Origin of the sequence: Dehalobacter sp. CP (genome assembly GCF_047652685.1) — a bacterium.
Classification (GTDB): Bacteria; Bacillota; Desulfitobacteriia; order Desulfitobacteriales; family Syntrophobotulaceae; genus Dehalobacter.
Genome location: NZ_CP157399.1, coordinates 2,431,667 through 2,443,524, shown reverse-complemented (window position 1 = coordinate 2,443,524; position 11,858 = coordinate 2,431,667). Strand labels below are relative to the sequence as shown.

The 11,858-nt window shown below is 48.6% G+C and carries 12 protein-coding genes; all 12 read left to right on the top strand.

Going from position 1 to position 11,858, the window contains the following annotated elements; all coding sequences use genetic code 11:
* Positions 1–15: 15 nt before the first annotated feature.
* The 12 genes from AAH944_RS12175 (at position 16) to AAH944_RS12120 (ending at position 11,857) form a co-directional block, all read left to right on the top strand.
* Positions 16–996, top strand: a complete 981-nt coding sequence (locus AAH944_RS12175) for a PhoH family protein (protein WP_415535123.1) — start codon at positions 16–18, stop codon at positions 994–996.
* A gap of 57 nt (positions 997–1,053) precedes the next feature.
* Positions 1,054–3,258, top strand: coding sequence for an HD family phosphohydrolase (locus tag AAH944_RS12170; RefSeq protein ID WP_415535122.1), 2,205 nt, complete (start codon positions 1,054–1,056; stop codon positions 3,256–3,258).
* 46 nt (positions 3,259–3,304) lie between these two features.
* A complete protein-coding gene (ybeY, locus tag AAH944_RS12165; RefSeq protein WP_415535121.1) occupies positions 3,305–3,916 on the top strand; it encodes an rRNA maturation RNase YbeY in 612 nt (203 codons plus the stop codon).
* A gap of 15 nt (positions 3,917–3,931) precedes the next feature.
* A complete protein-coding gene (locus AAH944_RS12160; protein ID WP_415535120.1) occupies positions 3,932–4,306 on the top strand; it encodes a diacylglycerol kinase family protein in 375 nt (124 codons plus the stop codon).
* Positions 4,307–4,546: 240 nt separating this feature from the next.
* The gene (cdd, locus tag AAH944_RS12155) at positions 4,547–4,972 is read left to right on the top strand and encodes a cytidine deaminase (protein WP_415535119.1); all 426 of its coding nucleotides are present in this window, start codon (positions 4,547–4,549) and stop codon (positions 4,970–4,972) included.
* A gap of 96 nt (positions 4,973–5,068) precedes the next feature.
* Positions 5,069–5,986: a GTPase Era gene (gene era / locus AAH944_RS12150; RefSeq protein ID WP_415535118.1), complete on the top strand. Its 918-nt coding sequence runs from the start codon at positions 5,069–5,071 to the stop codon at positions 5,984–5,986.
* Positions 5,987–6,083: 97 nt separating this feature from the next.
* Positions 6,084–6,725 (top strand): deoxyribose-phosphate aldolase, encoded by a 642-nt coding sequence (gene deoC / locus AAH944_RS12145; protein WP_415535117.1) that lies wholly within the window; start codon positions 6,084–6,086, stop codon positions 6,723–6,725.
* Positions 6,726–6,854: 129 nt separating this feature from the next.
* Entirely contained in the window at positions 6,855–7,598 is a 744-nt protein-coding gene (gene recO, locus AAH944_RS12140; protein ID WP_415535116.1) for a DNA repair protein RecO, read from the top strand.
* Between the two features lie 129 nt (positions 7,599–7,727).
* Positions 7,728–7,859 carry a hypothetical protein gene (locus tag AAH944_RS12135; protein WP_415535115.1) on the top strand — a complete coding sequence of 44 codons (132 nt, stop codon included), beginning with the start codon at positions 7,728–7,730 and terminating at the stop codon, positions 7,857–7,859.
* 105 nt (positions 7,860–7,964) lie between these two features.
* The gene (glyQ, locus tag AAH944_RS12130; protein ID WP_415535114.1) at positions 7,965–8,843 is read left to right on the top strand and encodes a glycine--tRNA ligase subunit alpha; all 879 of its coding nucleotides are present in this window, start codon (positions 7,965–7,967) and stop codon (positions 8,841–8,843) included.
* Between the two features lie 2 nt (positions 8,844–8,845).
* Positions 8,846–10,918: a glycine--tRNA ligase subunit beta gene (gene glyS / locus AAH944_RS12125; protein ID WP_415535113.1), complete on the top strand. Its 2,073-nt coding sequence runs from the start codon at positions 8,846–8,848 to the stop codon at positions 10,916–10,918.
* A 276-nt stretch (positions 10,919–11,194) separates the two neighbouring features.
* Positions 11,195–11,857: a helix-turn-helix transcriptional regulator gene (locus AAH944_RS12120; protein ID WP_415535112.1), complete on the top strand. Its 663-nt coding sequence runs from the start codon at positions 11,195–11,197 to the stop codon at positions 11,855–11,857.
* Position 11,858 lies beyond the last annotated feature (1 nt).

The window sequence follows — 11,858 nt, the reverse complement described above, 5'->3', positions numbered from 1 at the left end:
TGGAGGAACTCACATTTGCGTAATGAATCGAAACTAAACCTGAAAGACAAAGATGAAGCATTAAACCTGTTCGGTCTCGAGGATGTCAACTTAAGATTTCTGGAAGAGCGTCTTGGTTGTCAGATTGTTTTTCGCAGTGAAGAGATGACGATTTCAGGTGAAGAACAACAGGTCAAGCTTGCCGAAGCAGTCCTCAAACAGCTTCTGGACTTAATTCGGAAAGGCAATACACTGACTCTGGCCGATGTAACTTATGTTGTTTCCCAGGTGGAAGAGGGCAGCGTGAAGGATATGGCTCAAAACCTCACCCATATCATCGCGACGACGCAAAGGGGGCGGCCGATTAAACCCAAGACGCTCGGACAGGCCAAGTATGTTAAAGCCATTGCCAAGGATTCACTCGTCTTTGGCATCGGACCCGCCGGGACAGGAAAGACCTATCTGGCGGTGGTCATGGCGGTCAAGGCGCTGAGGGCCAAAGAGGTGAACAGGATTGTTCTCACCCGGCCTGCGGTGGAAGCCGGAGAAAAACTCGGTTTTTTGCCCGGGGATTTGCAGGAGAAGGTCAATCCGTACCTCAGGCCGCTCTATGATGCGCTCTATGATCTTCTTGGACCGGAAACGACCGCACGGTATATTGAGAAAGGCACGATTGAGATTGCTCCGTTGGCCTATATGCGCGGGCGTACGCTAGACGATTCATTTATTATTCTGGATGAGGCCCAAAATACATCTCCGGAGCAAATGAAAATGTTTCTGACCAGGCTCGGATTTGCCTCCAAAGCAGTGGTTACCGGTGACATTACTCAGGTTGACCTTCCCCGCGGTAATTATTCAGGGCTGATTGAAGTACAACATATCCTGAAAGGTATCGGAGATATTTCCTTCCATTACTTTACTTTGGACGATATTGTACGTAACCCGCTTGTACAAAGCATTATTCACGCTTACGATGCGCAAGATATAAAAGAGGACAAGCAGTCCGGTAAGGATTGATGGGACTTGAATAAAAAATTGAAAACAATGCTTTTGCCTAAAAAGACCAAGAATGCTATGACAAAATACCAGATAGCATTATTTCTGCTGTTCTTTATTCTTTTAACCGCGATATTGGCCTCGGATCTTTTTCAGTCCAAATTAAATATTGAATCCGGTGAGCCCAGTCCGGAATTGATCACGGCACCTTATGAAAAGAAAGTGACGGATCTTGCCAAGTTCCAGGAGGAACAAAAAGCAGCAGCGAATGCAGTCGGACCTGTTTATATGGCCGATGACGATCAAATTTCCAACTTGTCAAAAGATTTGGATCGGACATTTGAGATTCTGGCGGATCAGAAAGATTCTAAGGACAGTCTTACAGAAAAAATGGACGAGCTCCGCAAGAAAGTCCCTTATAGCGAATTGTCGAACAGCACGCTTGAAGCGCTGCTGAATTTGTCTGATCACGAGATTGTATCTGCCTCCGGAACTAGTTCAGTTGTCATCCTTGGGATAGCAAGCGATGCCGAGACCGGAGCGAGATATCAGGCAGAAGTATCACTTTTACAGGACCGAATGAGTGAACAGATCAATCAATCCAATGTAACTGAACCTGTGAAAGAACTTATCAATGAATTTATTGAACAGTGTGTGATCAAACCGACACTGACCATCGATGAAGAAGCGACAAAGAAAATGCAGGATATTGCCATTTCTAAGGTTAAACCATCCATCCGGACCTATCGAGAAAATGAAAAAATTATAGGACCGGGGGAAATTGTTGATGATCAGATTTATCAGGCCCTGCAGGCGTACGGATTGATCAAAGTAGAATCTCCATGGAAGCCGGCTTCCGGTATTGCAATGATTGTCTTGGTTTCGATGATTATTTTGATTTTTTTCGCCTACCAGTTCAGCCCCGACACGTTTACCCACTGGCAAAGGATGGTGCTGATCGGACTTCTGATGATTGTTGCGCTGGCCATGGGTAAAGCCTTTATGGCGATCAGTCTTGGGGACAATGATTTAAACACTTTGACGGCTATCCTGATACCTGCGGCCTGGGTTACGATGACGGTTACACTCCTGCTTGGCGTTAAGATCGCAGTTCTGGTAGGCGTCATTCTGGCTATTTTCACCGGGATGATGGCAGATCCAGGGAATATGGGAGCAGCAGGTTCGCTGGCAGCCTTATTTTCTTTGCTTAGCGGCATCGTCGGAATACAGGGTGTTGCTAAACTGGACCGTCGTTCTGAGCTGGCCAGGGCAGGATTGTTTGTGGCTTTGGTAAACATTGCCCTTGTAAGCGGTGTTGCCTTGATCCTTCAGATTAGTCCGACCGATTGGCTGATCGGATGCATGCTGAGCGTTGCCAACGGATTTCTGACGTCTGTTCTTACCATGGGTGTTTTGCCTTGGCTGGAACAGGGCTTTAACATTACATCGGCGGTAAGGCTGTTGGAATTATCCAACCCGAATGCGCCGCTGTTGAAAAGCTTATTGATCGAAGCTCCAGGGACCTACCATCACAGCGTCCTGGTTGGGAATCTGGCTGAAACTGCCGCTGAAGAAATTAAAGCTGACCCTGTGCTGGTCAGAGTCGGTGCGCTCTATCATGATATCGGCAAGCTGAAAAGACCGTACTTCTTTATAGAAAACCAGTTTTCCAAGGATAATCCCCACGAAAAGATTGCCCCGACGCTTAGTTCCCTAATTATCATTTCCCATATCAAAGACGGACTAGAAATGGCCAAAGAGCATAAGCTTCCATCCAATATTCAGGATATTATTGCGCAGCATCACGGGGACAGCACGGCATCGTTCTTTTACCATAAAGCACTCGAAGAGAATCCAGATATTTCGGAAGAAGCTTTCAGGTATGACGGGCAGCGTCCCCAGTCTAAAGAGGCGGCGCTGGTTCTTCTGGCGGATAATGTTGAAGCAGCCGTTCGTTCCCAGAAGGACAGTTCGCCGGGAAAAATTGAAGGATTGGTGCGTAAGATTATCAAGGAGAAATTTGATGAGGGTCTGCTTGACCAATGTGACTTAACCTTTAAGGATCTGGATAAGATATCTATAGCATTTGTTAAGGTTCTAAGCGGAATATTCCATTCCAGGATCGAGTACCCTGAATTGCCGTCCGCCAAGACCAAAGTGGCAGAGGAAGCGGGCACGGGTCAGAAACAGGAGGAACCCAAAACGCAAAAAGAGAATGAGTCTCCGACTAAGCAGGACAGCGAGCCTGGTTCGTCATCTGAAAAAAATAATTCTCACGGATAGGGGGGAGAAAAAGACTTGCTCTTTAAAGGCAGGTCTTTTCTGGGAAATGGAACTAGATATCAGTTGGGAAGAGGATTCTGTTGCAGAAGATGAACAAAATAAAATAGCAGAACTGCTTCGTACGGGCATTCAGAAAGCGCTTCTTGAGGGAGGCGGCCCGGATGACGCTGAGATCGGACTTGTCCTGACCGATGATGAATCCATTCATCTCCTGAATAAGACGTACCGCGGAATTGACAGCCCTACGGACGTCCTGTCTTTTGCCCTTCGGGAAAAGGGGGAAGGGGAGCCGGAGATTTATTATAATCCTCAGTCGGACAAAGATAAGAAAGAATGGCTTGAGTATTCTCTCGAAGAAATTATTGACGAAGAAGATGAAAATATTGACGAATACGAAGAAGATAATTTTGAGGAGTACGAAGAGGATGACGATGATTTCAGCTACTGCGATACGACTCTCGGTGATATCGTGATTTCTGTCGAAAGAGCCCGTTCTCAGGCCATTGAGTATGGGCATTCCTTTGCCAGAGAGATTGTTTACCTGGCAGTGCACGGAACACTGCACCTTCTGGGGTACGATCATGGCAGTGAGGAGGATTCCAGTGTCATGCGGCGTCTGGAGGAACAGGTTATGGATCAGCTGAGCCTGCTGCGCTGACAAGGGGGAAGAATAATGCCGGATATCCGTAAGCCTGCTGGTTTTATCGGCAGCTGCAGAGGGGCTTTGCACGGGATTGCTTACTCGCTGAGAACAGAAAAACACCTCAGATTTCATTTTTTTGCCGCTGCGGTTGTTGTTCTGGCAGGCGCTTACTTTCGTCTTTCAGGCGTTCACTGGCTGTTTATTATTTATGCCATTGGCAGCGTTCTGGTGGCGGAGTTGTTCAATACCGCGCTGGAAAGGGCGATTAATCTGGCTGAACCCGGGTACCATCCCCTTGCCGGCCTCGGCAAGGATGTTGCTTCCGGTGCCGTACTGGTTGCCGCTATCCAGGCTGTCGTTATTGGGATCATTATTTTTGGATCTTATTTGATAAAGATTTTTTAGGGTAGGTCTGTGGGCGACAATACCACCTTTCGGTTGTTGCGTCCTCCTTGACGCGTCGCTTCTTGCCATTGCCATCCATGGCATCGCGACATTAGGCCATCCGTGGCCGTCAAAAGGCCGCGCTTCGCACTCCATGCTCCGCTCACGGCGGAACTGTAGCCCACAGACTGATCTTAGGATTGTTTAAGGAGGTCTGCAAGTCGTAGCGTTGTTATTATCTAAGACGGGGGGCGGAATGAGATGAAGAACGAACAGGCTGTGGATATCAATCAGGCTACGGAGCTGATTCGCCAGGCGCATCAGGCTTGTGAAGAGGCTTATGCCCCTTACTCCTGCTACAAGGTTGGCGCCGCCGTTCTCTGGGAATCCGGAAGGATTACTTCCGGTGTCAATGTCGAAAATGCTTCCTATGGCCTGAGTGTCTGTGCGGAACGCAATGCCGTGTTCCATGGGATCGGATTGGGGGAAAGGCGGATCAAAGCGGTTGCTATCGCAGTTCCGCTCGAGGAGATGCCGTCCCCATGTGGTGCCTGCCGGCAGGTGATCCGGGAGTTCGCCTCGGACTGCCTTGTTTTGCTCAGCAATGGCAGCGGAGAAATCAGGAAAATTTGTTTGAAGGATCTTCTCCCTGATTCGTTTGGCCCGGAGTTTTTAAAAAGCATTTAGGATAAGAGACCACATGATATACAGCTATAGGATATACAACGATAGGATACACAATTTTATGATACAAGATTTTATGATACAAGGAAGGTAAAGCATTTGAACAAACAGGAGAAAAAAGGTTTTCGATCGGGTTTTGTTGCGGTGATCGGACGGCCCAATGCCGGGAAATCGACCTTGCTGAATACGCTTTTGGGTCAGAAAGTGCTGATTATATCCGATAAGCCGCAGGCAACCAGAAACAGAATCCGGTGTATCCTTACCGAAGAGCGCGGGCAGGTCATCTTTTTTGATACGCCCGGTATTCATAAACCGAAGCACCGCCTGGGCGAATATATGGTCGCGGCCGCCAAAAGCACTTTGCAGGGCGTCGATTTTGCGATATGCGTCGTCGATGCCTCCGTACCGTTTGGATCGGGGGATGAATACGTGCTTCAGGTCATTAAGGACAGCGGAGCTCCGTGCATTTTGGCCTTAAATAAAATTGACCTGATTTCCAAGGATCAGTTGCTGGAGAAAATAGCCGGCTTTGCCAAAATAGCAGATTTTAAAGAAATCGTTCCAATTTCAGCTTTACAGTCCGAGAATACCACGAAGTTAATGGATCTGATTTTTGAAGCGCTTCTGCCTGGCCCAATGTATTTTCCGGATGATGTCGTCATAGACCAGCCGGAGAAGTTTGTCGTTGCAGAGCTGATCAGAGAAAAGCTGATGAACCTGACCAGAGAAGAAGTTCCGCACTCGGTCGCGGTCGTGGTCGATAAGATGGAAGAGAAAAAATCCCTGATTAAGATAGAGGCTGTGATCCTCGTCGAGCGTGATTCCCAGAAAGGAATTGTGATTGGCAAGGAAGGAAGTGTCTTAAAAGAAGTCGGAAGGCTTGCCCGGGAAGAAATTGAAACGCTGCTGGGCAGCAAGGTATTCCTTGAACTTTGGGTCAAAGTCAAGAAGGACTGGCGCAACCAGAATAACCAGCTCAGGGATCTGGGATATAATCTGAAGGACCTGAAAGAATAAATGCCGCGGGGTACATTAGGGTTATTAAAAAATAAGGTATCTTATCATATTAGCGGTACGGGAAAGTATAAAAGAACGCTGAAGGGAAGGTAGACTTATGAATATCGCCGGAAAAATTGACCATACGCTTCTGAAATCTGAAGCTACGGAGAAGGATATCGTCGGTCTTTGCCATGAGGCTGTCAAACACGGTTTTGCTTCCGTTTGTGTAAACCCCATATATATCTGTACCGCCGCACGCCTGCTGCACGGAACGAGTGTCATACCGTGCACGGTCATAGGTTTTCCGCTTGGAGCTGAGTTTACCGAAATAAAGATGCAGGAGATTCTGGCAGCGAAAGCCCATGGCGCGAGGGAAGTTGATGCCGTGATGTGCATCGGCAAAGCCAAATCCGGCGATTGGAAAGCCGTGCAGCGTGACGTGAATTTGATGGTTCAGACGGCCCAGGGCTGCGGTCTAAAAATAAAAATGATTATTGAAACGGGGCTTTTGGACGAGGACGAAAAGCGGAAGGCGGCTGAAATTATCCGGGAAGCTGGAGCAAACTATATCAAAACATCGACGGGCTATTTTGGCGGCGCAACAGTTGAAGACGTCAAAAACCTGAAAAACTGGGCAGGCCCTGTTGTTAAAGTCAAAGCATCCGGCGGAATCAAGACGAAAGAGTTTGCTTTGGAACTGATCAAGGCAGGTGCCGACAGACTCGGAACCAGCTCCGGGATCGTAATAATCCAGTAGTATCTAGTTCTTAGATGTATTAACTGTTTAGTCAATAGAAATTACATAAATAGGAATGCTATCCAAATAGATAGCATCTATTGAAAATATAATAGGGAATAAAGACACGACCGGGGATGATGTTGGGAGATGGCGGTCTATCAGGCGGATGCGATTGTGATCCGCAGCAGGGAGTATGGTGAGTCGGACAGGCTTATCACGCTTTTTTCAAGGGAAAAAGGAAAGCTAGAGGCTGTGGCCAAGGGGGTTCGAAAACCCAAAAGCACCCAGAGGGGCGGGACGCAGCTTTTTACGTATGCCGATTTTTTGTTGTACAGGGGGAAGACACTGGATACGGTGAATCAGGCTCAGCCCCGGGAGAACTTCATCCATCTCTGGGACGATTTTGACCGGACGATCACCGCGTCGGCAATGGTCGAGCTGCTGGATATTTCTACTGTCAGGGAACAGCCTGATCCGGAACTGTTCACTCTTACCTTAAGCTTTCTTTTTTTGCTCAAACATCTTGACCCGTATATGGCTCAGGCTGCTTATGCGCTCAGGCTCATGCACCTGCAGGGTTATCTGCCGTCGATGGAGGGTTGTACCGAATGTGGCGGAGACCTTTCCGGCGAGCAGGTCTATTTGAGTGCGGAGGCCGGAGGTTTTCTTTGCGCGGCCTGTAAAAACAACCGGATCGTCAGAGCGCTGAACCCGGGAAGCCTGGCCCTGATGCGCCAGTTGTACCAGGCCGATCTCGTGAAGATTGATCGACTGCGCTGGAACAAAAAAATGCGGCAGGAAATCCTCGAAAGCCTTTGCCATTACTGTGAACAAAAATTTGAACGCAAACTCCTGGCCTGGAGACAAGGCAGTGAGTTCTGGAACAAGTGAGTTCTGGAAGGTGAGTTCGGTGAGTTCTGGAAGATTGACAGTGAAGCTTTATTGGCATATAATATCTCAGATAAAGGTTATACTGCATGTAAGCAGCTTTCTTTTTAGGAAAATATTTTGTCCGCATAGATGGAAAAGATGCCTGCGATAGCCGCTAAGAGAGTCCGGGAGGGTGAGAGCCGGACAGGTGAAAACAGGTTGGGCAGTCTGGAGCGGACCAGGTTCAAAGAGGATTCCAAGTTACGTGACAAAGTTACGTAAGTATATTGGAATCAAGCAGGGTGGAACCGCGGGAAATGCTCTCGTCCCTGCAGCAATTATTTGCTGTATGGATGGGGGTTTTTATTTTTGAACGGAGGAAATCATATGAAATTTCAAGATCTTATTCTGGCCCTTAACCAGTTTTGGGGGGAGCAGGGATGTATTATTGCTCAGCCCTACGATATTGAAAAAGGCGCAGGAACGATGAACCCGGCCACTTTTTTACGGGCACTGGGACCGGAACCCTGGAATGTGGCTTATGTGGAGCCGTCCAGGCGTCCGACCGACGGCAGATACGGTGAAAATCCGAACCGTCTGCAGCACTATTTTCAGTATCAGGTCATTCTGAAGCCTTCGCCGGATAATGTCCAGGAGCTTTATCTGGAAAGCCTGGAGCGGCTCGGAATCAATCCGGCCGACCATGATATCCGGTTTGTGGAAGACAACTGGGAATCCCCTACACTGGGGGCCTGGGGCCTTGGTTGGGAAGTTTGGCTGGACGGCATGGAAGTCACCCAGTTCACCTACTTTCAGCAGTGCGGCGGTATTGACTGCAAACCCGTCTGCGCAGAAATTACGTATGGGATAGAAAGGCTGGCGACCTTTATTCAGGGCAAGGAGAGCGTTTTTGATATTGAGTGGGTCGGAGACATTAGCTACGGTGATATTTATCTGCAGAATGAAATTGATTTTTCACGCTACAACTTTGAAGTGGCTGACATTGATGCGCTGCGGCAGTGGTTTGATATGTACGAGAAGGAATCAGAGCGGACCGTCCAGGCAGGCCTGGTCGTGCCGGCCTACGATTATGTACTGAAATGCTCTCACGCGTTTAACCTTCTGGAAGCCCGGGGGGCGATCAGTGTGACGGAAAGAACCGGGTACATTGCCAGAGTAAGACACCTGGCCCGTCTGTGTGCCCAGGCCTATGTCACCCAGCGAGAAACACTCGGGTTTCCTTTACTGAAAAAAAGGGGGGAATAAAAATGAGCAAGGACTTTTTACTGGAAATCGGCATGGAAGAAATGCCCGCCAAATTTGCACCAGGTGCAGTGGCCCAGCTGGAGAACAATGCCCGAAAAATGCTGGCGGAACTGCGTTTAGCGTATAAGAATCTGCAGTGCTACGTGACACCGAGGCGTCTGGCGCTCTATGTAGAAGCTCTGGCTGAGAAACAGCAGGATATCAGTGAAGAAGTCAAAGGACCTGCCCAGAAGGCAGCATTTGATGCTGAAGGCAAACCGACCAAAGCGGCTGAAGGATTTGCGCGCGGACAGGGCGTCAAGACCGAAGACTTTTTTCTGAAAGAAATCAATGGTGTGCCCTATGTGTATGCTGTAAAATCCCAAAAAGGCGAAGAAACCGAAAAGCTGCTGCCACAGGTCTCGCTGAATCTGGTTACGAGCCTCAACTTTCCGAAACCGATGCGCTGGGGAGATTATGAGATCCGCTTTGCACGCCCGATCCGCTGGCTGATCTCGCTGTTTGGTGACGAGGTGATTCCTTTCAGCTATGCCGGGGTTCAGGCCGGAAGAACTTCGCGCGGACACCGTACGCTTGGCAGCTATATCCGGATTGTTCAGCCGGCTGAATATCTGAACGCGTTGGAATCGGTCTTTGTGCTGGCTGACCAGGAGAAAAGAAAACAGAATATCTGGAGCCAGATCCAGCTGTTGGCCGCTAAGGTCGGCGGCGAAGTCGACCAGGACGAGGACCTGCTGACTGAGATCTGTCATCTGGTGGAATATCCGACCGCACTTTTGGGCGAAGTTGATGTCAAATATATGGTCCTGCCGGGAGAAGTCATTACCACGCCGATGAAGGAACATCAGCGTTATTTTCCGGTCAGGGCGGAGGACGGCAAATTGCTGCCGTACTTCATTACGGTACGGAACGGCGACAGAACCTCGCTCGATATCGTGAAAGAAGGCAATAAGAAAGTGCTCAAAGCCCGTCTGGAAGATGCCGCTTTCTATTACCGGGAAGATCTGAAAAGTCCGCTGCATACCTTTGTTTCAAAGCTTGACAGGGTCGTGTATCATGAAAAGCTCGGCACAGTCGGGCAAAGGGTCGACCGGCTTCAGAAACTGGCCGTCGTGATTGCGAACGAAATGGGTCTGGATACAAAAGAAACAGAACGGGTCAATCGGACGGCCTATCTGGCCAAAGCAGACCTTGTGTCGCATATGGTTTACGATTTTCCTGAACTTCAGGGAATCATGGGTGCGTACTATGCCGGAAGCAATGGCGAAGACCCGGCGGTTTGTGCCGGAATCCTTGAACATTACCGGCCGCGTCATGCCGGAGACGCGTTCCCTTCCTCTGTAACCGGGAAAGTGGTTAGTCTCGCTGATAAACTTGATGCGATCGTCGGTTCTTTCGGGATCGGCATCCAGCCGACTGGTTCGCAGGACCCGTATGCGCTAAGGCGTCAGGCGCTTGGAATCGTCGGCCTGATGGTTCAAGATGAACTGGACCTGTCTCTTCTACGGCTAATCGAAGCGTCTTACAGCATCTTCAGCACACAGCGAATTACGTTGGAGCCGTTAGAGAAGATCAGACCGGCCCTTCTGGACTTCTTCGTCCAAAGGGTCCGCTACCTGCTCCAGGAATCCGGACTGCGCTATGATACGATTGACGCTGTCATGGCCCACGGAACAGAAAAGCCTGCTCATCTGATGAAAAAGGCCGTGGTTCTCGCCCAAGTCAGGGATGAAGCTGACTTTGTCTCCTACAGTAATGCCTATGTCCGTTGTGTGAACCTCGGTAAGAAAGCAGCTGCCGTGGCATGGCAGGTTTCCGATTTACAAGTAAGCTCGGAGTTGGCGCTCGCCGAATGTCTGCACGAAAAAGCTCCACTGATCCGGAGGGCTGTGAACGATGTGGATTTCAGGAAAGCCTACGCATTTGCTGTTGAGATTGTGCCATTGATCGAAAAACTGTTTGAAGACGTCATGATCATGGTCGAAGATGAAAAGCTCAGAAATGCTCGTTTAGGATTGTTGAAGAGCTGTGTGGAAGCCCTGGGCTGTCTCGGAGACCTGACACTTCTAGCGTAGGTTCAGCCTCATTTTTCAAAGGGATGACATTGATCCCCTTTACGTCTCTGTACGTCTCTGTATGTCTGATTCTTCTGAGGGTTGATTTAGATTATTTCTGGAGGCATTTTGGATATTTTCTTAAAATGTATATTTTGTTTTTCTTTTTAATGATAAGGCTTTCCTTTTTTCGAATATGTTATATAATATAGAAATATGACATACTATATCATTGGATTACCGTCAATGTGCTACGATATTTGAACTTTAGTTTCTATTTTCCGGAGGGTGAGAAAAATGCAGCTTTCCGAGCGCCAGGAGAAGATCCTCGAACTTGTGAAAAAATCCAGCCCGATGACGGGAGAACAAATAGCCAGTCAACTGAATTTGAACAGGGCGACCTTAAGACCTGATCTGACAATTCTGACCATGGCGGGTGTATTGGAGGCGCGTCCCCGAGTCGGCTATTTTTATAATGGAAATGCGGGACCTTCACCTATCGCCCAAAGGGTCAGGCAGCTCAGAGTCGGTGATTTCAAATCGATTGCAGCTGCTGTCAAGGAGAGCGTCTCGATTTACGATGCAGTCGTATCCATGTTTACCAACAATGTCGGCAGTCTGATCGTGATTAATGATGAACGTGAGCTTAAGGGGATGGTTTCCCGCAAGGATATCCTGAAGGCTTCACTTGGCAATATGGATCTGCACGGGATGCCGATCAGTGTCATCATGACCAGGATGCCGAATATTATCATGGCTGCATCCGATGAATCTGTACTCGAGGCCGCCAAAAAGCTGGTACAGCACCAAATTGATACGCTTCCGGTCGTCGAAAGCTATATCAATGAGGGAGGCCGCGAAAGTTTTGAGGTAGTTGGCAGATTTACAAAGACCAATGTAACCAGCCTGTTTGTAGAACTGGGACAGGATAAATTTCCAAATACCGCAAAGTGGTTTTAGA